Annotated in this window: 16 protein-coding genes and 1 pseudogene; 8 read left to right on the plus strand and 9 right to left on the minus strand. The window is 47.5% G+C overall.

The features are described from left to right. Window positions 1-70: pseudogene (locus L2713_RS11765) on the minus strand (valyl-tRNA synthetase); the annotation flags it as partial. 98 nt (window positions 71-168) lie between these two features. Next, entirely contained in the window at window positions 169-627 is a 459-nt protein-coding gene (locus L2713_RS11770) for a DUF4826 family protein (protein WP_248968039.1), read from the minus strand. Window positions 628-906: 279 nt separating this feature from the next. On the opposite strand from L2713_RS11770, the gene L2713_RS11775 reads away from it, so the two are divergent. Both L2713_RS11775 and L2713_RS11780 read left to right on the plus strand, forming a co-directional pair. After that, the gene (locus tag L2713_RS11775; protein ID WP_011716761.1) at window positions 907-1941 is read left to right on the plus strand and encodes a Glu/Leu/Phe/Val dehydrogenase dimerization domain-containing protein; all 1035 of its coding nucleotides are present in this window, start codon (window positions 907-909) and stop codon (window positions 1939-1941) included. 194 nt (window positions 1942-2135) lie between these two features. Then, window positions 2136-2483, plus strand: a complete 348-nt coding sequence (locus tag L2713_RS11780; protein WP_011622377.1) for a hypothetical protein — start codon at window positions 2136-2138, stop codon at window positions 2481-2483. Window positions 2484-2545: 62 nt separating this feature from the next. Here L2713_RS11780 and L2713_RS11785 read toward each other — a convergent pair whose 3' ends face one another. From L2713_RS11785 to ppsA, 5 genes are all read right to left on the minus strand, one after another. After that, the gene (locus L2713_RS11785; protein ID WP_248968040.1) at window positions 2546-6334 is read right to left on the minus strand and encodes a S8 family serine peptidase; all 3789 of its coding nucleotides are present in this window, start codon (window positions 6332-6334) and stop codon (window positions 2546-2548) included. Window positions 6335-6597: 263 nt separating this feature from the next. Then, window positions 6598-7029, minus strand: coding sequence for a MarR family winged helix-turn-helix transcriptional regulator (locus L2713_RS11790; protein WP_086903580.1), 432 nt, complete (start codon window positions 7027-7029; stop codon window positions 6598-6600). A 138-nt stretch (window positions 7030-7167) separates the two neighbouring features. After that, window positions 7168-7656, minus strand: coding sequence for a DUF1285 domain-containing protein (locus tag L2713_RS11795; RefSeq protein WP_248968041.1), 489 nt, complete (start codon window positions 7654-7656; stop codon window positions 7168-7170). Window positions 7657-7996: 340 nt separating this feature from the next. Then, the gene (ydiJ, locus tag L2713_RS11800) at window positions 7997-11038 is read right to left on the minus strand and encodes a D-2-hydroxyglutarate dehydrogenase YdiJ (protein ID WP_248968042.1); all 3042 of its coding nucleotides are present in this window, start codon (window positions 11036-11038) and stop codon (window positions 7997-7999) included. 99 nt (window positions 11039-11137) lie between these two features. Further along, entirely contained in the window at window positions 11138-13507 is a 2370-nt protein-coding gene (ppsA, locus tag L2713_RS11805) for a phosphoenolpyruvate synthase (protein WP_109287989.1), read from the minus strand. A gap of 124 nt (window positions 13508-13631) precedes the next feature. Between ppsA and ppsR the strand changes: the two genes are divergently transcribed. The 4 genes from ppsR to L2713_RS11825 all read left to right on the plus strand — a co-directional run bounded on the left by ppsR (window position 13632) and on the right by L2713_RS11825 (window position 17156). After that, a complete protein-coding gene (ppsR, locus tag L2713_RS11810; RefSeq protein WP_011622371.1) occupies window positions 13632-14444 on the plus strand; it encodes a posphoenolpyruvate synthetase regulatory kinase/phosphorylase PpsR in 813 nt (270 codons plus the stop codon). A 181-nt stretch (window positions 14445-14625) separates the two neighbouring features. Continuing rightward, window positions 14626-15690 carry a 3-deoxy-7-phosphoheptulonate synthase gene (locus L2713_RS11815; protein WP_011622370.1) on the plus strand — a complete coding sequence of 355 codons (1065 nt, stop codon included), beginning with the start codon at window positions 14626-14628 and terminating at the stop codon, window positions 15688-15690. Window positions 15691-15840: 150 nt separating this feature from the next. After that, window positions 15841-16272, plus strand: a complete 432-nt coding sequence (locus L2713_RS11820; protein ID WP_011622369.1) for an acyl-CoA thioesterase — start codon at window positions 15841-15843, stop codon at window positions 16270-16272. A 221-nt stretch (window positions 16273-16493) separates the two neighbouring features. Further along, window positions 16494-17156 (plus strand): response regulator transcription factor, encoded by a 663-nt coding sequence (locus L2713_RS11825; RefSeq protein WP_086903577.1) that lies wholly within the window; start codon window positions 16494-16496, stop codon window positions 17154-17156. 80 nt (window positions 17157-17236) lie between these two features. Here L2713_RS11825 and cysB read toward each other — a convergent pair whose 3' ends face one another. Further along, window positions 17237-18211, minus strand: coding sequence for an HTH-type transcriptional regulator CysB (gene cysB / locus L2713_RS11830; protein WP_011622367.1), 975 nt, complete (start codon window positions 18209-18211; stop codon window positions 17237-17239). A gap of 227 nt (window positions 18212-18438) precedes the next feature. On the opposite strand from cysB, the gene zomB reads away from it, so the two are divergent. Continuing rightward, window positions 18439-19218, plus strand: a complete 780-nt coding sequence (zomB, locus tag L2713_RS11835; RefSeq protein WP_011716752.1) for a flagellar motor control protein ZomB — start codon at window positions 18439-18441, stop codon at window positions 19216-19218. A gap of 220 nt (window positions 19219-19438) precedes the next feature. Here the strand turns inward: zomB and topA are convergent, their stop codons facing one another. Then, window positions 19439-22075, minus strand: coding sequence for a type I DNA topoisomerase (topA, locus tag L2713_RS11840; protein ID WP_248968043.1), 2637 nt, complete (start codon window positions 22073-22075; stop codon window positions 19439-19441). Between the two features lie 331 nt (window positions 22076-22406). On the opposite strand from topA, the gene astB reads away from it, so the two are divergent. Beyond that, window positions 22407-23741, plus strand: coding sequence for an N-succinylarginine dihydrolase (astB, locus tag L2713_RS11845; protein ID WP_248968044.1), 1335 nt, complete (start codon window positions 22407-22409; stop codon window positions 23739-23741). Window positions 23742-23757: the final 16 nt, after the last annotated feature.

Raw genomic sequence — 23757 nt, forward strand, 5'->3', positions numbered from 1 at the left:
CGCCTAATTTAAAGGCTAAGGTGTAATCTCGTTGTGTGCGCTTACGGCTTGAGTTAATTGATGTTGTCATAAAGAAATCCTCTTTATGTCAACGTATTTCAGGACGAGACACCCAAAACAATAAAGGCACTCAGTAGAGTGCCTTTAATTTGTTACCATTACACAAGATTAAGCATTGGTATTCCAAAGCTTTTCGTCATTGTAAATGCGATATAAACTCTCAGCACGTGATACTAATAATTGCGCAAATTTTGCCTGCGTCGCATCGCGTTGAACCGCACCCGAGCGGATCAAATTTTCGGCCTGCATCTGCCACATCATAGAGAAGTGACGAACTGCATCTCTAGCAGTTTTAGCTACATGTATATCAACAAAATCCGACGGTAAATCGCCAGACATCACCCAATAGGTTTTGGCCGAAGGACGCTTAGATTCCATTTTCCAAATCGCTAAATAAGGCGCCAGATAACGGCTTTCGTCGGCCAACACTTTACTTGGGATCACCCCTTTTTCCGCTAAAAAACGGTTCGCTTTTTGAAATTGAGTTCTGACCCACTCTTGGCGCATTTTCTCCATTTCTTCTGGAGAGATTGTTGGTTGAGTCTGGTCGACAGCTTGTTCAGTCATACTTCCGTCCTATCTTATTGTTATTACGCGGCTCTCATTCTTGGGACAGCACGCGAATCATTCTAATGTCTGAGATTATCCCAGTAAAAACTGGTTTCACACTAAAAACCTTACGTTTACGTAAAGTGGAAAGCTAGATTGCCACAAATAATCTATTTATTCGGTCGTTATGCATGGTTGAGAGTATCGCTAAATGCTATGGTTCTGCAATAAATATAACGAGCTGTCGATGGGAAGTGATTCCATCGACGTTTTATTGTGTATAGCGGAGAACTTCACGTGGCTGTATTTAATCATGTATCCTTTGATGAGCATGAACAGGTCGTATTCTGTCATGATAAAGAGAGTGGCTTAAAAGCCATCGTTGCCATCCATAACACCAATTTAGGTCCTGCTGTGGGTGGTTGCCGGATGTGGAACTACCAATCCGACGATGAAGCCCTGACAGACGTATTACGCCTCTCCCGCGGTATGACTTACAAAAACGCCCTTGCTGGTTTAACCATGGGTGGTGGTAAGTCAGTGATTATTGCCGATCCTAAGCGCCCTGATCGCGAAGCCCTCTTCCGTGCGTTTGGCCGTTTTATCAATAGCCTGGGTGGACGTTACTATTCAGCCGAAGACGTAGGTACTACAACAGCGGATATCATGATTGCTCATCAAGAAACCCCATACATGGCGGGTCTTGAAGGCAAGAGCGGCGATCCATCGCCCTTTACTGCATTAGGCACCTATTTAGGCATCAAAGCTGCCGTTAAACACAAACTCGGTTTAGACAGCTTAAAAGGCCTTAAGATTGCCGTTCAAGGTGTGGGCCATGTAGGTTACTACCTGTGTAAACACTTGCATGAAGAAGGTGCTGAGCTTATCGTCACCGATATTCACCAAGCTTCACTCGACAAAGTGGCTACCGACTTTGGTGCTATCGTCGTTGCACCACAGGATATCTATGCCCAAGACGTTGATGTCTATGCGCCATGTGCATTAGGTGCCACCCTAAACGATGTCACCCTGCCACAGCTTAAAGCTAAGATTGTTGCCGGTTGCGCCAACAACCAGTTAGCCGAAGTCCGCCATGGCGAGCAGTTAAAAGAAATGGGCATTCTGTATGCTCCAGACTACGTGATTAACGCTGGCGGTATCATCAACGTCTCATTTGAAAAAGACTATGACGCGGCGAAATCAGAAGCTAAGGTCAGAGAAATCTACAACACTCTGCTGAAGATTTTCACTAAAGCCGACGCAGAAAACCGTACTACTGCTGCGGTTGCTGACGAAATGGCCCGTGCCATTTATCAAGCGGCAAAAGCCTAATCGTGCTGTAGGCGGACAACAGCGCGTTGTCCGCCTCTATCACTTCCCTCGCTTCGCTTATCCAGCTAAAAAATAAATTCCTCTCAATACCAATCAGATACCAAAACGCCACGTAAAATTCACTTTTCTGTAGTGGAAAAGCCTATGTGCCTCTGCTTGAATTAATCACTAGTCTGTCAGTGAAGGGATTGCATATGGTCAGTTTTAAGTACGAGTTAAATCAGGACTCGGTTGAGCTACAGGCCAGTGATTGGTTTGGAATTGAACGGGTGTTTGTTAATGGGCAAATGGTGTCGCGCAAGTTTAACTTTGGCCCTAACAGCATACATAAAGTGCAGCTCAATGATGGCCATCAATGCAGTTTCAAGTTGTTTATCGACCCTCAAACCGATGAGTTGACTTGCCGAATTTATAAACACAATCAACTTATTACCAGTTTAAAACAAGGCAAAAATAATTTGCTGCAATGCCAACGACTGTTGCAACAGGGATTATTGCTCGGCTCAAGTCTAGTGCTACTCATGCTCCTCCTGCCATTGTAATAGCCAAATAAAAACCGCCACTAGCGTGGCTAGTCGCGGTTTTATTGGCTCACAAAAGCGTGTTACTTCAGCATATATACCCGCATCATGGTTTGTTTCGCTTCGCTACTGCCATCACTCATCTGCACACGTAAGTGAACAAAATTACCGGCAGTAGAATCGTTCGGGATTGTGGCAACCCACTCACCATTAACCCATTTCACTTCTGCGGTTTTCCAAGCGCTTTCGGCAAATTTGGCCGATACAGGGCAATAAATCGATACCGAAATCGCCGCAAGCGAACATTCCTGACCATAACCGTATTGCAGCGTGACATCGGATAAATCCACCTGCGCCGCACCATCCATCACAGCTGAGAGTTTCACTTCGACAGGCACACCTGCAGCCAAGGTATTATCGATCGCCACTGGAATGTCGAGCTTAGGAGTGAGCACCGCTTGGCGGCCCTGTTTACTCGAGTCTGTGCTGAATTGATAAATCCCTTGATAGAAGGAGCCGAGATTGTCCTTCACCGGTGAGCTATTGCCCACACCGCGGGCGTAGGAGCGCACTTCTAACTCCACTTGCGCATTGGTATCGGGGAGCGTAAACAATCCACTATCTAAGTAAGTGCTCTGGCCATTCACTTTGAGTCCGTAGAGCGACTGTGAATTATACCCGCCCGTGCCATCATGCCCAGCCGCATCGCCAAACCGCACAATGCTTAAGTCGATAGTGTTGGTATCACGATTGGCAATGGCGCCACCATTGGTGAGCAAACTCCCCGCCTTGGGGCCTTTAAACCAAGAGGTGGATTCAACCTTGCCTTCGGTCATCATTCTTGGACCATCAAAATAGCCGCCGTCCGACGATAACTGAGTACCGGGCATCACAATGTTAGTCCACATGTTTTTGCTGGTTGCCGTGTAGTACTCATCGCGCACCACAGGCGTCATGACCATTTGTGAGCTACCGGTTGAGTAAAACTCTCCGGTGCTGTTGGTCATGGCCATCATATCAGTCCAAATGGGGCGCTGATCATTTTGCGAATGATAGCTGGCACGAATGCGCTGCATTTTTTGCTCTTGCAACACCACTTGCCCACCATTGATACGCCCGTCGGTGATATGGTTAATGGAGTAGGCATAAGGCGTTCGCTCCGCAGCCGTACCCGACCAACTAACGATATTGTTACCCGCTTCAATCTGAGCTAACAGGGCTTCACCCTGCTCTGAACTGATCCCAACAGCGGGGATACGTGGCGTGCCAGAAATCGTCCCTTTATAACGACCATGTTGACCCGGACGATAGAAGATAACCCCAATCGCCCCGTTTTTAAGGGCATTTGCCACCATGTAAGATGTCAGATAATTAGGGTTGCCAATCAACGCAATACGGCCCGTTAAGTCAAACTGAGTCCAGTCGGTACTGTACCCCGCGTCGCCAACGGGCACGACTTCTGCACTGCCTTTACCATCAAAGGATAAGGCTAAGCCCTGCTTGTTATAATCGAGCACTTCGCCATTTTGCATGGTAAGTACGGTTTCGGGTGCAAAGGCGCGAGTGGTGACAAACGAGCGGAACCTATCATCATGTCCCTGCGACCAAGTGTAGATGTCTTTCACATAATCAGGCGCTAACTCCATCGCGGCTAATTTAGCCACTTTGTTATCATCCAGCGCATAGGTAAAGCCAAATGCATAGCCTTGGGGTGCCAAAGGTTTGCTCGCCTTGAACTCGAGTTTTTCGGCATTGCGGGCGTCAAACTCAATCTGGGTATCTTGGCTCACTTTACGATCCAGCACCGCCATTTGGGTCGCCGACTCCACTAACCCAGAGGTTGTTGAGTCATTATCGTAGGTCATGATGTTGGCAACGATAGTGTAATTGCCCTCAGGAACAGAGAGGCTTGCCTGACCATTTCTGAGCGTAACGGCTTGTCCCCAATCATCTTCCTCATTCATCAAGTACACTCTCGAGGGAGAGGAAGCGGCTTTGCCACGCATGTCGGTGACACTGAAGCTCAAATTGACTTGCGGCGGTTGGATCCAGAATGAAATCGGCACAGTGACGCGTTCATTCGATTTGCCTGTGCTGGTGCCTTCAATACGCCCAGTGATAGTGCCATAGGCGCCACTGCGCAGTGCCACACTAGAATCAATCCACACAGGAATTTCAGCACTTCCATTGGCTGGCACGTTAATGCTGTTGACGCTAAGTCCCGCTAGGGTTGCCGGCATGCGCGTCTTACCGTCCTCACCTATCAAGCTCATTTTCAGCTTAAGGCTGATATCCTTGTCGGATAAGTTGCGTAGACTAATGGTTTTTTCTGTAACGCCAATATCCTGATCATAGACAAAGGAGCCGAGTTCCATATTCGGCGGCGCAATAATGTTTTGCCCTACGGCGCGATTCACATCCATAGGTCCGGCGCCTTGTTCCAGCACATGGGCATCGGTCGGAACCACAGAGGAAGTCAGCACTTCTTTCACTTGGCGGGGTGTCAGTTCGGGTCTAGCTTGCATCACAATTGCCGCGCCGCCAGACACATGGGGCGCCGACATGGATGTTCCCGACAGGGCGCGATAAGCCGTCGCCCCGAATCCTCCCGAGGCCGCAGAGACAACATCCACACCTTGGGATGCGATATCGGGTTTTGCAGAATGACCATCAGGTGAAGGGCCACGGGATGAGAAAGATGCGGTGTGATTATCGCGGTCAACGGCACCCACGGTTAACGCACTCGGGGCACATCCTGGGATCCCCACGGTCTCGCGGGTAAAACTATTGCCCGCAGAAACCACGAACAACGCCTTATCACTCAAAGCTTCAACCATGTCGACAAGTGGTCCTGTACAACTGGTGCCACTGCCGCCTAACGACATACTAACCACATCGGCGCCTTGAGCCACGGCCCATTGCATGCCACTCAAGATCCCACTCGTCGACCCTGAACCTGAATTTGAGAGTACCTTACCCACCAGTAATTTGGCACCAGGCGCCATGCCCGCCCAGCGACCATTAGATTCCGCCCCCGTCCCCACGATAGTGGCTGCAGTGTGTGTACCATGACCGTTAAGATCATCGACGCCATTGCTGGAATAGGTAAAGTCTTTGCTCTGCACAACTTGCCCCGCCAAGTCGCCATGCTGCACATCGTAGCCAGTATCAAGCACGGCTACGGTGACACCTTGACCATTAAATGCCTTGGCTAAATTGCCATACGCACCGGTTAACGGCACGGTTGGGGTTAGGTTTGCCAGCGCATTAATCCCGTTAGTCGTATCCTTATGGGCATGCACAACCGCATCTAACCATACCGACTTCACCGCATCATCGGTACTTAAGGTTTCCCATACTTTGGCGGCCTGTTGTTTGCTGATCCCAAAAGCAGCGCTGTCGATAAGTTCAATCTCATCGGTTAAGGTAGCCCCTTCAATGGGATTAGGCACAGCAGAACCCGCTAGGGTGCCATCACGGTATTCGATAATAACCGGCAATTTATCGGTGGAGGCATCATCATAACCCGCCGCATGGAGCTTAGAGATGTTAAACAGCTCGATGTCGACAGTATGGGACTCGACCCATTTTTGCGCCTTTGGAGTGATAAGATATTGACCATTCTGATTTTGGAAGAGGCTAGTAATCACCTCTGCACCGTTTTCGCCGAGCAGGCGGATACCACCGAGTGAGCCATCGGCCCGCGCAACGGCCGTGACCACCTCGCCGGTGATCAAGGTAAATTGTACGGCGCCAGATTGCGCTTCCATCAGCGCAACATTATCTTCAGCCAAGGTTGAATAACTGAGGGTAAAACCCATTGCCATCAGGCAAGTCGCTGCAATACGACTGCGCTTAAAAAGTTGTTTCATTTCATATTCCCTGAAAAATCACCCTATGATTGCTCAAATAAATTTAAGCAACGTTTGTTATATTGGAAGACTCGCTTCCAAAGCAGCAAGATGGCGTTTTATGAAACATTTTTGCAACAATCATTAGGTAGCAATTTGTACAGCCAAGGTAAAATAGCAATGCCCAGAGTATGGCTTGTGGCCATTACGCTGGGGAAAGACAGGAGTTTAAAAATTGAAGGAAAGACGAAATGCAGCTCAAACGCAATGTCGAATGCTTGAAATCATAAGGCTGTGATTGAAGGTAAACGATTTATCTTATTGAGTAAGCGCATAAACTGCTGGCGCTCCTCTTCAGTGAGATTGGACAGGTATTTCTCGTTAACCCGCTCAGCCTCACGGATCAAATCCTGCTCCAGCGCCTTAGCCTCATCGGTGAGGAAAATCTGGAATGCACGGCGGTTATCGAGCTCTTGGTGACGGGTGATCAATCCCTGAACCTGCAACTGATCGAGCAAACGGGTCATGGTATAGTTGGCCACATCGCAACGCTTGGACAGCTCGGTCTGAGAGATCCCCTCCTCCTGCCAAAGCGCGAACAACACTGGCCACAACTTAATGTCGAGCTGATAGCGTTTCAGCTGTATATCGAGCTCATTTTGCAGCTCAATATTCAAGTGGGAAACAAGATAGCCTAAGCTTTCATAGCGGTTCAAACAGCACCTCCGAAAACACCATTTAGCCCCAACAACACTGACCCAAACCCGAGAAGGATTGGCCGAGGTCAGTTTTAATACTATCACTTAACCTGTAATAAACTAGTCAGCTTGCCCAAGTAATTGCAATCAAAATCTTTACGCATCTGCCTCTTCGTCGTCGGGTAAATTGAATTCATTCACAAAATTATAGTAACAAGCACGGCTCAATTTTCCCCATAGGCCGCGCTCTAGCGGCAGATAAATCCCAAAGTCGGTGAGCTGTAAATGATTAAGTGTCGCCAGAGAATGCTCGGTACCAATACTGCTGCGCAGCGTTAAACCCGATGCTGTCTCATCCTTCACATAATCCACAATCAACAGTGGCGCATCATCCACCTCGACTCGCACCTTTTCGACTGGCGTGATCAGAAAATGTTCGCCATCGATGCCATGTAAAATACTGGCAAATAACTTGGCAAACTTGGTCGGCAATGGGCTGTCCTGATATATCCAGTCACCGGAGAGTTGGATACGAAATAATGCCACTTCACTACACAGCGCCGTTGGCTGTGTGACAACATCCGGCGCTGGCTTGCTGGTGAATTCCTGTAGCGTGTCGATAACATTGTCCGTGTGCTTTTCCATAGCGTCCCCTCAGTAAAGAATCCACCTTCTGAAGAAGGTGGCTTTGTTTTAACCCCCTAAAAGGGGGCCTTTATTCTAGATCTAGCGACCTTGTTCCTGCCTAAGAATCGACAGAACACATACGATGCTTGCACGTATCTACTCATGTTATTTGCCTCTTCTGACTTCGCTAAAAATCAGAGATGCATTTAACATGGGTAAGTATACAGGCAAAGCCACTATTGATGATAACCACCTACTGAAGTAGGTGGTTTAGGGCTGAAAATAAAAAAACCAGCCTGACGACTGGTTTAGTGTGGCATTGCCTTAGGGATTATCCAATCCCTAATACAAAATTGCGTTACGCCTTAACGAGCTCCAATAAAGCCTCTAATGGATGTTTTGGCTTGTAACCGGCGAAACGTTTCACTTGGCTGCGACAAGAGTAGCCAGAGACTAGCACCTGCGACGCGTCTATCTTGCTTAAAGTGTCTTTCCACGACATATCAAACAAGGTCTTAGAACGTTCAAGATTCTCAGCCTCATGGCCGTAGGTACCCGCCATGCCGCAACAGCCTAGATTCACCGCGGTTAATTTAGCGCCAAAGTGAGTGAATATTTTGCTCCACTCATTGGCGGTATTAGGCTTAGCCGTAGACTCAGTACAATGGCTAAACCAGGTAAATTGTTTATCTTGCATGGCCTTAGTCGGAATATCCTGCAGAATGCTAAGCAGCCATTCGTTAGCCAGTTTCACCTCAAACGCGCCGCGATTCGCCCCTAAGATTTCTTTATATTCATCGCGATAACAGAGCACTAAGGCGGGATCGATACCCACCATAGGCATGCCTAACTTATGCACTTGGTTTAAGAAATCCGCGCTCGACTGCGCCGTTTTAGCAAATTTATCTAAGAAACCCTTAATATGGGTCGGTTTACCATTGGGTTTAAAGGGTAATAGAACAGGCTTCAATCCTAAGGTTTCAATCAGTTGGATAAAGCGATACACCAAGCCTGCATCGTAGAAACTGTTAAACGGATCTTGCACCACTAACACAAATTTTGCGCGCTCATCGGCGGGGATAGCCTGCAATGCCGCCAGATCATAACCACGGCTCGCATGACCATCGAGTCGTTGTTTTAATGTCGGCACCGACAGCGCTGGCGCATCCACATAACCGATGGCTTTTTTGATCACCCATTGGCTGAGCGGGTTTTGCGAGGCGAAATTGGTCAGCCTTGGCGCCGCCGCCATAATAGGCAGACTGTCTTCGATGCCCGCCACCAGATAATCTTTAGCCGGACGCAGATAACGTTGATAGTAAATATTAAAGAACTGCGCCCTAAATTTAGGCACATCCACTTTTACCGGACATTGGCTCGAGCAAGCCTTACAGGCTAAACATCCCTTCAGCGATTCCATCACTTCGTGGGAATAATCGTAATCGCGCTTCGCATTGATGGTATTTTGCATGCGCTGCAAAATACCTAAGGGTTTAGCTCTGGCCAGCGCATTGACATCGACGCCTTCGGATTCGAGTAAACGCAGCCACTCACGCATCAAGCCCGCGCGACCTTTAGGCGACTGAACTCTGTCCCCCGTCACTTTAAATGACGGACACATAGGTGAGAAACTGCTGTAGTTAAAGCACAGGCCATTACCGTTACAGTTCATCACATCGGGATAGGCATCGCGCACTTCGACCGGAATTTGCCGGTCAAACTTGCCGCGCTTGGTACTGTCCACATCAAAACACAGCCCCCCCGCTTGCTTTGGCGCCACTAATTTGCCTGGGTTGAGTCTATTATCAGGGTCAAATAGACCTTTAATATCTTGCAGTACACCGTAAAGCTCATCCCCAAACACCGATGGACCATATTCGCCGCGCACGCCCTTACCATGCTCGCCCCACATCAGGCCACCATATTTGAGTGTCAGCGCCGCGACTTGATCGGAAATCACCCTCAGCAGTTTTTCATCTTCGACATCGCACATATCCAGCGCAGGCCTAACGTGTAACACGCCCGCATCCACATGGCCAAACATGCCGTATTGCAAATTGTGGCTATCGAGTAATGCGCGAAACTCCATAATATAATCGGCGAGCATTTCGGGCGGCACAGCCGTATCTTCGGCAAACGCAATGGGTTTACGACGTCCCTTGGTAGCACCGAGTAGGCCCACAGCTTTTTTACGCATGCCGTAAATTTTCTCAATGCTGGCCTTATCTTGAGTGACTTGATAACCGACCACACCACACTCACCACGGCTGATTTGCTCGGTCAGCACGGCTTCGAGTGCCGCAAGCTTTTCGCTCACCTCAACGGCGTCGCCAGCAAACTCGACCATATTGAGGCCATCGATCACTTTGCCCGGCACTTCTTGAATAAGGTCTGAAACCGAATGCCAAACAATGTCCTCACGGGCAAGGTTAAGCACTTTTGAGTCCACGGTTTCGACCACAGTGGCCCGCGCCGCCACTAAGGATGGCGCATGGCGCAGTGCGGACTGAAAGGAGTCATACTTAATGTTCACCATCGCCCGCTCACTCGGCAGTGGCGTGATATTGAGTTTCGCTTCGGTGATCACCGCCAGCGTGCCTTCAGAACCCGTTAAAATGCGCGAGAGGTCGAACTGGGTTAAGCCATTGTTCCAGACATTCTTTAAGTCATATCCGGTTAAAAAACGATTGAGCTTAGGGAATTGTTGTTCGATCAGCGCACGCTTCTCGCGGCACACCTCGGCAATTGCCGAAATCAGTTTTTGCCCGAGCGGATTATCGCTCACATTATCGGGGTTACATAACAGACCCGCATCGAGGGGGCGAGTGTCGAACACGCTGCCATCAATCAATACGCTGCGTAGCGCCAGCACGTGATCAGAGGTTTTACCGTAAACTAAGGATCCCGCGCCCGAGGCATCGGTATTAATCATACCGCCGATGGTTGCACGGTTTGAGGTTGAGAGATCGGGACTGAAGAAATAGCCGCGGGGGCGCAGCGCATCGTTTAGCGCATCTTTGACGACACCCGCCTCGACGCGTACCCAGCCCTGCTCAGGGTTCACTTCCAATACGCGATTCATGTAGCGAGATACATCGAGGATCAAGCCGTGGGTCAGCGATTGGCCATTGGTGCCCGTACCGCCGCCTCTGGCACTAAAAGTCACACCCACAAATTCAGCTTTTGCCGCCAACGACAAGGCAATTTGAATATCTTTTTGATGCTTAGGATAAAGCACCGCCTGCGGCAAAAATTGGTACACGGAGTTATCCGTGGCCTGCACGAGGCGCGCGCTGTAGCGCTTATCGATATCACCGGCGTAGCCACTTTGCGCTAAGGCATCAAGATAGGCCAGATAGACAGGTTCTAACGTTTGTTGGTGTGATAACAGAGGTAACATGAGCGGCTTCAGTCAATTATTGTTATGCGGCCCATTATAAACAAAAAAAAGCCGCTAAAAAGCGGCTTTTTTAACACCTTTATAAAATTACAACCGAGATCAACCGTGCGCTTCGGCTAAATATAACCAAGTATCAATCACTGTATCAGGGTTTAACGATACGGTATCGATACCTTGTTCAACTAACCAGGCGGCGAAATCAGCGTGATCTGAAGGTCCTTGACCACAGATACCGATGTAAGCGCCCTTAGCCTTAGCCGCTTTAATGGCCATAGACAGCAGGATCTTAACAGCTTCATTACGCTCATCGAACAGGTGGCTGATGATGCCTGAGTCACGATCAAGACCGAGTGAGAGCTGAGTTAAGTCGTTTGAGCCGATAGAGAAACCATCGAAGTGCTCAAGGAATTGGTCCGCTAACAGCGCGTTTGACGGTACTTCACACATCATGATGACGCGTAGACCATCTTTACCACGCTCTAAGCCCTGCTCTTTCAGCAGTCCAATTACTTGCTCGGCTTCTTTCACGGTACGGACGAATGGGATCATCACTTCAACGTTTTTCAGACCCATTTCATTACGAACGCGTTTGATCGCTTCACACTCAAGCGCGAAACAATCGCGAAATGATTCAGAGATATAACGGCTTGCACCACGGAAGCCCAACATTGGGTTTTCTTCCTCTGGCTCGTAACGGTCACCACCGACTAAGTTCGCGTATTCGTTAGACTTGAAGTCTGACATACGCACGATCACTTTCTTCGGATAGAAAGCAGAACCGATTGAGGCGATACCTTCGACTAAGCGGGCAATGTAGAACTCAACTGGAGAGTCGTAACCTGCGATCATCTCGTTGATTTCTTCCTGCAACGCAGCGTCTTGTTGGTTGAATTCAAGCAGCGCTTTCGGGTGAATACCGATCATGCGGTTGATGATGAATTCTAAACGCGCTAGACCCACACCTTCGTTTGGTAAACGAGCAAAATCAAATGCGCGATCTGGGTTACCCACGTTCATCATGATTTTCATCGGTAATGGAGGCAGTGCGTCAACGCGGTTAGATACCACTTCGAACTCTTGCTTACCTTCGTAGATGTAACCAGTATCACCTTCGGCGCAAGAAACCGTCACTAACTGACCATTCTTGATACGGTCGGTCACGTCGCCACAACCTACTACTGCTGGTACACCTAATTCACGGGCAATAATCGCCGCGTGACAGGTACGGCCGCCACGGTTAGTCACGATGGCGCTGGCGCGCTTCATGATAGGTTCCCAATCTGGGTCAGTCATGTCGGTCACTAACACATCGCCAGGTTGGATTTGATCCATGTCAGCGATTGAAGTTAATACCTTAGCCACACCTGAACCCACTTTATGACCGATAGCACGACCTTCAGAGATCACCGCGCCACGGCTCTTTAAGTGGTAACGTTCAATTAATTGTACGTCTTCACGGCTACGAACCGTTTCTGGACGTGCTTGAACGATATAGAGTTTGCCATCGTTACCGTCTTTTGCCCACTCGATGTCCATTGGACGACCGTAGTGTTTTTCGATAACCATAGCTTGTTTAGCCAATTCCATCACTTCGGCGTCGTTGATAGAGAATTGACGACGTTTTTCAGCAGCAACGTCTTCAATTTTCACTTGTTTGCCGTGAGAAGCATCATCGGAATACACCATCTGGATGAGCTTGCTACCGATATTACGGCGAACAACGGCTTTATGGCCTTGAGTGAGGATGGGTTTGTGAACATAGAATTCGTCAGGGTTTACCGCACCTTGAACAACCATTTCACCCAGACCGAAAGATGAAGTGATAAACACCACATCGTTGTTGCCTGATTCAGTGTCCATGGTGAACATCACACCTGATGCTGCTTTGTCTGAACGAACCATACGTTGTACGCCGGCAGACAGGGCAACACCGTGGTGTTCATAACCTTGGTGAACACGGTATGAAATTGCACGGTCGTTAAAGAGTGACGCGAACACGTGCTTAATCGCCACGAGTACTGAGTCAAATCCTTTCACGTTTAAGAAGGTTTCTTGCTGACCAGCAAAAGAAGCATCTGGCATGTCTTCTGCGGTAGCAGAAGAACGCACCGCGAATGATGCATCGCTCGTTTCAGCGGCAAGTTTGTCGTAAGCTTCACGAATCGCTTGCTCTAGAGCTGGTTGGAACGGGGTATCAATAACCCATTGTCTGATCTGTGCACCTACTTGTGCCAGTGCATTGACATCATCTACATCCAATGTTGCTAGGATGTCATAAATCTTCTGGTTTACTCCACTTTGTTCAAGGAACTCATTGAACGCATAAGAAGTAGTCGCAAATCCGCCAGGTACTTGAACACCGGCATTAGCTAGATTGCTGATCATCTCGCCAAGAGAAGCATTTTTACCGCCAACCAAGTTGACGTCACCCATGCCTAATTCCTGATACCAGAGTACGTATTGCTGCACAGTTCTATCTCCGCAAGTTTATTTCAGTGGCCCCTTCACACGAGGGCAGCGGCATTTTACACTCCCGCCGAAGCAGCGTAAATCTATAATTTTATTTGTAATTTTATTACTACAAGAGGTCAGTATGGCACCAAAGGTATTTTACATCTCCGACGGGACAGCGATCACAGCTGAGGTTTTTGGGCATGCAGTACTCTCGCAATTTCCATTAGAATTTGAGTCACTTACAATTCCATTTGTTGAAACATTGGCAAAAGCTGAGAACGTTAAACGACAAATTAATGATTGTTTTATTACAACAGGAGAAAGGCCGTTAGTGTTCCATTCGATCGTAAAACCTGAAATTCGGGACATTATTTATTCGAGTGAAGGACTCGATTACGATTTTTTAAATACCTTCGTTGCACCACTTGAACAACATTTAGGCGTTAGCGCCTCTCCGGTGTTACATCGCACCCACGGAAAAGCCAATCACGGCTACGAAGCCCGTATTGATGCTATCAATTTTGCGATGGACAATGATGATGGCCAAACCATGAAACATATGGATCAGGCCGATTTAATCCTGCTTGGCGTGTCTCGCTGCGGTAAAACCCCGTCCAGCCTCTATTTATCGATGCAGTTTGGTATTAAAGCGGCCAACTATCCGTTCACCGAAGACGATATGGATAACCTCAAATTGCCCGAAGCGTTAAAACGCAATAAGAAGAAGTTGTTCGGCTTAACCATCGATCCGGTGCGTTTACATGAAATCCGCCAAAGCCGCATGGAAAACAGCCGCTACTCGTCCTTAAAGCAGTGTCGTTTAGAAGTCAAAGAAGTCGAGATGATGTTTAAACGTGAACGTATTCCTTATATCGACACCACCAACCACTCGGTCGAAGAAATCGCCACTAAGATTTTGGACGTGACAGGCTTAGAACGTCATATGTTCTAATCTTGATGATTTCGAACGAGGCAATCGAGCCCCTCGATTTAGGCTAAATAGGTCTAACTTAAATCAAATTCATTGCACAGTTGCCGACAATTAACACAATTGGCACTGTGCAATGCTGTTCGATTCGTTATAATCCGAGGCAATCTGGCGAAAAGCGCCGCACGCAAGCTCGGTATTTTGAATGACCATTAAAACAGACGAATTACGCACTTCCTTATTAGCTAAAGTCATCTCACCTGCACAACTGGCATCTGAGTACCCGTTAACCCAAGATGCAGCCGATTATCTCGTACAACAACGTCGTGAAGTCGAAGCCATTATTATGGGCGAAGATCAACGCCTATTAGTGATCATTGGCCCCTGCTCTATCCATGATACTCAAGCCGCCCTCGACTACGCTCGCCGTTTAGCGGTATTGCACCAAGAGTTAAAGGACGATCTCTGCATTTTAATGCGTGTGTATTTTGAAAAACCCCGCACTATCGTCGGTTGGAAGGGGTTAATCTCCGATCCTGATTTAGATGGCAGCTTCGAGCCAAATAAAGGTTTACGTATTGCTCGGGAGTTATTGCAACAAATCACTGAGCTGAAGTTACCGATTGCCACCGAATTTTTAGACATGGTGAATGGTCAATACATTGCCGACTTAATTACCTGGGGCGCTATCGGCGCCCGCACCACAGAAAGCCAAGTTCACCGTGAAATGGCCTCGGCGCTCTCCTGCCCCGTTGGCTTTAAAAACGGTACCGATGGCAATATTAATATTGCCGTCGATGCGGTGCGCGCAGCAAAAGTGCCGCATATCTTCTATTCACCGGATAAAGACGGCGCCATGTCAGTGTATCGCACCCATGGTAACCCTTACGGCCACATTATTTTACGTGGCGGTAAAAAGCCGAATTACTTTGAACAAGACATTGAAGAAGCAAGATTAAAACTTGAGTCTGTCAATGTAACGCCGCGCGTGGTGGTCGATTTTAGCCACGGCAACAGTGAAAAGAACCACCTAAAGCAGCTTGTGGTTGCCGACAATATCATGGCGCAAATGCGCGCGGGCAGCACGGCAATTGCCGGGGTGATGGCCGAAAGTTTCTTACAGGAAGGCAATCAGAAGGTGGTTGAGGGTCAACCTCTGTGTTACGGCCAAAGCATCACAGATGCTTGCCTGCATTGGGATGACTCGGAGAAATTACTGCGCGATCTGGCTAAGGCCTCCCGCGATAGACGTGAGTTTCTCGGCAAATAAGTCGATTACCCACGGCAAAAGGCTTCCACTGGAAGCCTTTTTTCTTTTCGTTTTACCTTAACACCTAACGATATAGGCGTTTTCTACCATTCAAATTGAAAACTCACTATAATTGCGCCTCTTTAAAAATGCATAACCTCAGGTTGCCGTATGCCAAACTCGCTCGACTCTAGCCGCCCTGCCTTTTCTGACGCCATCGAACAGCGGATCAATCAATCCGAAGCGCGGGTGATCAAGGCCGTATTTCCATCTATTACCAATCACCACAACACCTTGTTCGGTGGCGAAGCGTTAGCATGGATGGATGAAACCGCTTTTATTGCGGCGACTCGCTTTTGCCGTAAAACCTTAGTGACCGTCAGCTCCGACAGAATCGACTTTAAAAAACCTATTCCAGCGGGCACATTAGCCGAACTCATCGCCCGTGTGATCCATGTGGGTAATACCTCGTTAAAGGTGGAAGTGAATATTTTCGTCGAGGACATGTATCAAGATCACCGCGAACATGCGATCCGCGGTGTATTCACCTTTGTTGCGGTTGACGAACAACGCCATCCGACTCAGGTGTGGACCGCTGAATAAGATTTAGCCAGTCAAAATAACGTACTCTCGCCCTTAAACACGCCCGTTTGAGGGCGTGTTTTTGTTTGAATAATCCGCCCACCTTTGATAGACAAAAGTATAACAACCAGAAACATATAAAAATTTTGTCAATCTTACTGCATAAAGCAATAGGATCCTCGATTACTTTTCTGTTACATTGGGTTTAATCTTCACGTGCCACGAACATAACCAACAAAGCCATGAAGCTAGAAAACTTAAATATTATTATTGCCGATGACCATCCATTGTTTCGAAATGCACTACGTCAAGCCCTCAGTAGCGCCTTTGAGCACACCCAATGGTATGAGGCCGACAGTGCCGATGCCTTACAGTCTGTATTAGATTCACAGAATGTGAGTTACGATTTGGTTTTGCTGGATCTGCAAATGCCTGGCTCCCACGGCTATTCGACGCTTATTCACCTGCGCTCCCATTACCCTGAATTGCCTGTGGTGGTGATTTCGGCCCATGAGGATATCAATACCATTAGCCGTGCTATCCATTATGGCGGCAGTGGTTTTATTCCTAAATCGGCATCGATGGAAACCTTAAAAGAAGCGCTCACCGCCGTATTATTTGGGGATATCTGGTTACCCGCTGGTGCTGAAATCATCCCGATTGAAGATGATGATACGGATAAGATGGCCAATAAACTCTCCGACTTGACGCCGCAGCAATACAAAGTGTTGCAGATGTTCGCCGAGGGCTTACTCAATAAGCAAATCGCCTATGACTTAGGTGTGTCTGAAGCCACCATCAAAGCCCACGCTACCGCGATTTTTAGAAAGCTGGGTGTCCGTAATCGTACTCAAGCCGTTATTGCCTTAGGCCAGCTTGAAATGGATAAAGTGGATTTGACCTAATTCGGCCGTGGCTGCTGTCAATTTCACATAAAAAATGCCGCATTCATTGCGGCATTTTTATTGTATCTAACGCGATTGAATTAACGCATTGGCAGGTTTTTATCGGCAAACATTTCATCAATCAATTGCTGATCGCGTAATGCCACCGCCTTTTCAACGACATCGCGAGTCAAATGTGGTGCAAAATGTTGAATAAAATCATACATATAACTACGTAAGAAACTGCCCTTTCTAAAACCAATCTTAGTCGTGCTGTGGGCAAATAAATGGCCCGCATCGATAGCCACTAAGTCTTTATCGATATTAGGGTCAATCGCCATTGAAGCTATCACCCCAACTCCTAAGCCTAAACGTACATAGGTTTTCAGCACATCGGCGCTGGTCGCACTAAAGACCACCCGCGGCTCGAGATTGGCGCGGTTAAAAGCTTTTTCAATTTCCGATGCACGGTCAAAACCAAACACATAAGTGACTAATGGGAAACGGGCTAAATCTTCAATACTGATATGGGTACGGGTCGCCAATGGATGATCTTTGGGAACAACAACCGAGCGATTCCAATGGTAACAAGGCAACATGATTAAGTCGGAATACAAGTGCATCGCTTCGGTGGCAATCGCAAAATCAGCATCGCCACGCGCCGCTTGTTCGCTGATCTGCGATGGCGTGCCTTGGTGCATATGCAGGTTGACTTTAGGATAACGGTCAATGAATTGGCGAATGATATGGGGTAACGCATACCGCGCCTGCGTATCCGTGGTCGCGATATTCAATTCACCCTGATCAGGTTTAGTGTATTCCTCGGAGACTTTTTTGATGCTTTCGACTTTGCCTAAGATGTCATTGGCGATATTAATCACCTGTTGTCCGGCGGGTGTCACGTGGGTCAAATGTTTACCGCTGCGACCGAAGATTTGAATGCCTAATTCATCTTCCAACATGCGAACTTGCTTACTGATCCCAGGTTGCGATGTATATAAATTTTCCGCGGTGGCCGATACGTTAAGGTTGTGTTTGACGACCTCAGCAATATACCTGAGCTGTTGCAGTTTCATCTTATGTCCTTGTCTCAAACAGGCTGAATTGGATTGGCGAAAATGGCGCAACTCAGTATCAGCTATAATCAATCGTTATAGTATATAGTAAAAATTAAAGCAAATAGGAATATAGAGCACAAGTCTTAAGTTTCATACGACAGAAATGATAACCTAGGCTAAGATAACTATGCTAGTTTATTGATTTATTGTAGCATTAGCCCAATTAGATAAATAATGGAACAGCTATGACATTCACCTTGGTTCTGATCCTCATCGGTGCACTTTTACTGCTTGTTATCGGAATTAACGTTATACAACAACAAAAAGAACGTGCTGAGGCTGAACGTCGCATAGAATTTGCCCGTCAACGCGCAATTATTGATGAAACTGAAACCGTATTATCCAACACAGGGATGATCCCTTGCAGTACACACATCATTTTAGTGCTCTATCGTCGTGTACAAGAAGCGTTAGAAATCGCCACTACTTTAAGTGCGAGTCAACAGCAATCGGATTTTCAACGTCGTCTTACCGATCTCAAGTCACAAATCGAGACATTGCAATCTAACACGCCACAGATGCCCCCTATCGAGAATTTTAGATTGCCGGATAATGACAAGCAGATCTTAGTGTTAGTACAAACACTCAAGAAACTGAAAGCCATTTTACGTGCAGAGCACAACAAGGGCCGAGTCGACCCCAATGTTTTTGCTCAGGAAGAGAATCGTATCGATAGTTTACAGCTACGGATTAATGTTGATTCCATGCTGTCCCGTGCCCGTGCCGCAAGCTTTATGAAGCAATATGGTTCATCTAAGCAAATGGTCACAAAAGCTTTAGCAACCCTACATGCCATTAAAGCGCAAACGCCGAATGACCCTTTTATTGCCCGCAAGGTCGATGAAGCCAAAATGTTGTTAGATGAGATTATGGGTGCACAAAAACTGTCTGCACCTAGTGCGCCTAGACCTAAAAATGAAGAAGATGACATCGATATGCTGTTTCAACCGAAGAAGAAATGGTGATATCGCATTGCTCAATTAAGAACGTTTTCCATAAAAAGCCAAGTCTATGACTTGGCTTTTTTATGCGTGGTATGTTTATCCACAATATCTCGGTTATCGATAAACCACTATCATTACTACAATCGGCGGTTGTAAGAACCCTAGATAACAAAATGGGCTCACCTAAGTGAACCCATTTATAACCACGAAGAAAAGGATCCTAAACCCGATTCAGATAAGGTTACTTCTTAGCTTTCTTCGCCGTCGATTCAGTCACCCATTTACCATTCACATAATGGGCCGACCATCCGGTTGCTTTACCATCAACTTCGGTCGCCACATATTGCTCTTTGGTCTTACGGCTAAACTTAACCGCCGCTTTATTCCCCTCATCATCGGCGATAGGAGCATCGGCAAGATACTGATATTTTGGCCACAATAGCTCGCGATATTTCACTAACTCTTCAACCAGTGGCGCCCGGGTTTCCCGAGATTTAGGGAAAGTACTGGCTGCCAAGAAAATCCCTGCCGCACCGTCACGCAGCACAAAATGCGCATCAGACTTGCTGCATTTCAGCTCTGGCAGATAAATAGGATCCTCTTTTGGAGGCGCAGCTTCGCCGTTTTTCAGTAACTTACGAGTATTTTTACATTCCTCGTTAGTACAACCAAAATACTTACCAAAACGGCCGTTTTTCAGCTCCATATCATGGCCACAGCGATCACATTCAATTAATGGACCTTCGTAACCTTTGATCTTAAATTGTCCTTCTTCGACTTCATAACCCTCACAGATAGGGTTATTACCGCAAACGTGCAGCTTACGCTTTTCGTCGATAAGGTAGCTGTCCATCGCCGTGCCACAAATGCCGCAGCGATGCTTGGCGCGTAGCGCATCGGTTTCGGCATCTTCACTGTCGCTAATCGCTTCAATGCCTGGCGTTAAGTTCATGGTGGTTTTGCAGCGTTCTTTCGGTGGTAACTCGTAACCCGAACAACCGAGGAACACCCCAGTTGTGCCGGTACGGATCCCCATAGGGCGACCACAAGTCGGACACTTAATATTGGTCATCACCATTTGATTGAGGCGCATACCGCCTTCTTCTGGTGCCAATTCCGCCTTCTCTAGTTGTTTAGTGAAGTCGGCATAGAAACCATCGAGAACCTTTTTCCAATCCAGCTCACCACTGGCGACATCGTCAAGGGTCTGTTCCATGCTGGCGGTAAAGTCGTAGCTCATCAGCTCGGCAAAACTACCGACTAAACGCTCACTCACAATCTCGCCCATTTTCTCTGCGTAGAAACGGCGGTTTTCAACTTTGACATAACCCCGCTCTTGAATCGTCGAAATAATAGTGGCATAGGTTGAAGGACGACCGATACCACGCTTCTCTAATTCTTTTACCAATGACGCTTCGCTGTATCTGGCAGGCGGCTTAGTAAAGTGTTGCTTAGGCTCTAATTCGACCAGAGACAACAGATCACCTTCGTTCACCGAGGGCAAGGTATTGTCTTCTTCATTTTTCTTTTTCAATGCGGTTTGAACACGAGTCCAACCGTCAAAGCGCAGGATACGTCCCGTCGCTTTCAGTTCATAGTCACCCGCCTTGACCGTGAGTTTGGTCGCATCGTATTGGGCTGGTGTCATCTGACATGAGACAAACTGACGCCAAATAAGCTCGTAAAGGCGCTGTGCATCACGTTCCATATCAGTTAAGGCAGCCGCTTCGACATTCACGTTTGATGGACGAATCGCTTCGTGCGCCTCTTGTGCGCCTTCCTTAGAGCCGTAGCGAATTGGTTCGGCAGGTAAATACTTGGCGCCGTATTCCTTGCCGATCATCTCACGCACACTGTCTAACGCTTCTTGGCTTAAGTTTGTCGAATCGGTACGCATATAAGTGATGTGACCCGCTTCGTACAAGCGCTGTGCCATCATCATGGTTTTCTTCACCCCAAAGCCTAAGCGAGTACTGGCCGCTTGTTGCAGAGTAGAAGTAATAAAAGGAGCCGAAGGTTTACTTTGGGTCGCTTTATCTTCACGAGCGATCACTTTAAAGCTGGCAGAAGATAAGGCTTGAACGGCGGCTAACGCTTGCTGCTCGTTTGTTGGCTCGAAGGCTGAGTCTAAGTACTTAACCACTTCCATGCGCAGCGCTTCGCTCGCAGGCGTATTCAACTGTGCGTGCACATCCCAAAACTCTTCAGGTACGAAGGCTTTGATTTCGCTTTCACGCTCCACCACAAGACGCACAGCCACGGATTGTACCCGTCCTGCGGATAACCCGCGGGCAACCTTCTTCCACAACAATGGTGACACCATAAAGCCGACGACACGGTCTAAAAAGCGTCGTGCCTGCTGGGCATTCACCATATTGGTGTCGAGGGAAGAAGGTTTACTAAAGGCTTCTTGAATCGCAGATTTGGTGATCTCGTTAAACACAACGCGTTGATACCGTGAAGGATCGCCACCAATCACCTCTTGTAAATGCCAGGCGATGGCTTCCCCTTCACGGTCTAAGTCCGTTGCGAGATAGATTTGGTCAGCAGAATCGGCTAAGGCTTGCAGCTCTTTAACGACTTTCTCTTTACCCGGTAGGATTTGATATTTAGCCGCCCAGCCCTTTTCAGGGTTAACGCCCATACGCGACACCAGCGCCTGGTGGTCTTTCACCTTTTTATATCGCGCCTTTTCTTCTGGCGACATCTTCTTCACTTCGGCGGCGGATTTCACCTTTTCATTGCCGTCAGATGAAGAAGAGGTTGGTAGGTCACGGATATGCCCCACACTCGATTTAACGATGAATTCTTTGCCAAGATATTTATTAATAGTCTTAGCTTTGGCCGGTGATTCGACAATAACTAGCGATTTACCCATAGTTTGATTTGCGCCAAAAAATCTCAAGAAGGTGGAAATTGGCTCCATATATAGAGGGTTGCATTGAGAGTTTCAAGCTAATCCCTCTTTTATATGTACCAGCGAGTCACTTTTTAATCAAAGTTGAAAAAATGTAAAAAAATAATATTGCGTAATTAAAAACTAATATTTCATTATTTGCCAGCAAGCAAGAAATAGTTATGCATTTATCGCGAAAAAGTCGCTTTGAGCACAAAACCGTGCGCTTGTGCCCACAAAAACCTTCAGTATACTGGGTCGCTTCAGGGACCATTTGAATAAATAATAACCTTCCCTATCACAAGGATAAGCAATGAAGCACTTTGAAGCGAATTTCGACGGACTCGTTGGGCCAACCCACAATTATGCCGGTTTGTCTTTTGGCAATGTGGCCTCACTCAACAACGCCGCTTTAGTCTCAAATCCTAAAGCCGCCGCTAAACAAGGTTTGCAAAAAGCCAAAGCACTCGCTGATTTAGGGATGATCCAAGGCATGTTAGCGCCGCAAGAGCGCCCAGATCTTAATACACTGCGCCGAATTGGTTTTTCTGGCAGTGATGCCCAAGTTTTACAACAAGCCGCTAAAACCGCGCCTGCGCTGCTTAATGCCTGTTGCAGTGCTTCGAGTATGTGGACGGCAAATGCTGCAACCGTGTCTCCCAGTGCCGACACCCGTGATGGTAAACTGCATTTTACCCCTGCCAACTTAGTGGATAAGTTACATCGCAGCATCGAGCCCATCACAACGGGGCGCATCTTAACAGCAACTTTCAACGATCCCCACTATTTTCATCATCATAACCATTTACCTGAACATAATAGCTTCGGTGATGAGGGCGCGGCGAACCATACTCGCCTGTGCCAAGAATATGGTCATGCTGGAGTCGAGCTGTTTGTTTACGGTCAAGAAGCCACCAACCCTAATGCACCAAGACCACAAAAATATCCTGCAAGGCAAACCCTCGAAGCGTCGATGGCGATAGCAAGGTTGCACAAACTCGAGGAGGATAACTGCGTCTTTATTCAACAAAATCCCGATGTCATTGACCAAGGGGTATTCCACAATGACGTGATCGCCGTGGGTAACCAAAATGTGCTGTTTTACCATGAGCAGGCATTCTTAAATACACAGGCTAAATTGGATGAAATAAGACGAAAACTCGATACCGAATTATTCTTTATCGAGGTTCCAACGGCCAAAGTAGCGATTAACGATGCGGTAAAGAGCTATCTATTCAATACCCAGATAATCACCCTTCCCTCAGGCGAAATGGCCATCATTGCCCCAACGGACTGCCAAGAGAACCCGGCTGTTTATGCATATTTAAATGAGCTACTCACGTTAAATACGCCAATCAAACAAGTGCTGTATTTCGATGTGAAACAAAGTATGCAAAATGGTGGCGGCCCCGCGTGTTTACGTTTACGGGTTGCCATGAATGAGCGAGAAGTCGCAGCGGTAAATCAACACACTTTACTTAACGATGCTTTATTCGCACGTTTAAATACCTGGGTGGATAAACACTACCGCGACCGTTTATCGACACAAGATTTAGCCGATCCGCAATTAGTGGTTGAATCACGCACCGCATTAGATGAGCTCACCCAAATCATGAAATTGGGAAGTGTATATCCATTCCAACGCTAATGTGATTTGAACCTAA

The organism is Shewanella seohaensis, assembly GCF_023283775.1.
GTDB classification, from domain to species: domain Bacteria; phylum Pseudomonadota; class Gammaproteobacteria; order Enterobacterales; family Shewanellaceae; genus Shewanella; species Shewanella seohaensis.

Excerpts from the sequence above, each read along its gene's own strand:
- L2713_RS11770 (WP_248968039.1), bottom strand. The coding sequence starts at position 627 with ATGACTGAACAAGCTGTCGACCAGACTCAACCAACAATCTCTCCAGAA.
- L2713_RS11780 (WP_011622377.1), top strand. The coding sequence starts at position 2,136 with ATGGTCAGTTTTAAGTACGAGTTAAATCAGGACTCGGTTGAGCTACAG.
- L2713_RS11785 (WP_248968040.1), bottom strand. The coding sequence starts at position 6,334 with ATGAAACAACTTTTTAAGCGCAGTCGTATTGCAGCGACTTGCCTGATG.
- L2713_RS11795 (WP_248968041.1), bottom strand. The coding sequence starts at position 7,656 with ATGGAAAAGCACACGGACAATGTTATCGACACGCTACAGGAATTCACC.
- ydiJ (WP_248968042.1), bottom strand. The coding sequence starts at position 11,038 with ATGTTACCTCTGTTATCACACCAACAAACGTTAGAACCTGTCTATCTG.
- ppsR (WP_011622371.1), top strand. The coding sequence starts at position 13,632 with ATGGCACCAAAGGTATTTTACATCTCCGACGGGACAGCGATCACAGCT.
- L2713_RS11815 (WP_011622370.1), top strand. The coding sequence starts at position 14,626 with ATGACCATTAAAACAGACGAATTACGCACTTCCTTATTAGCTAAAGTC.
- L2713_RS11820 (WP_011622369.1), top strand. The coding sequence starts at position 15,841 with ATGCCAAACTCGCTCGACTCTAGCCGCCCTGCCTTTTCTGACGCCATC.
- L2713_RS11825 (WP_086903577.1), top strand. The coding sequence starts at position 16,494 with ATGAAGCTAGAAAACTTAAATATTATTATTGCCGATGACCATCCATTG.
- cysB (WP_011622367.1), bottom strand. The coding sequence starts at position 18,211 with ATGAAACTGCAACAGCTCAGGTATATTGCTGAGGTCGTCAAACACAAC.
- zomB (WP_011716752.1), top strand. The coding sequence starts at position 18,439 with ATGACATTCACCTTGGTTCTGATCCTCATCGGTGCACTTTTACTGCTT.
- topA (WP_248968043.1), bottom strand. The coding sequence starts at position 22,075 with ATGGGTAAATCGCTAGTTATTGTCGAATCACCGGCCAAAGCTAAGACT.
- astB (WP_248968044.1), top strand. The coding sequence starts at position 22,407 with ATGAAGCACTTTGAAGCGAATTTCGACGGACTCGTTGGGCCAACCCAC.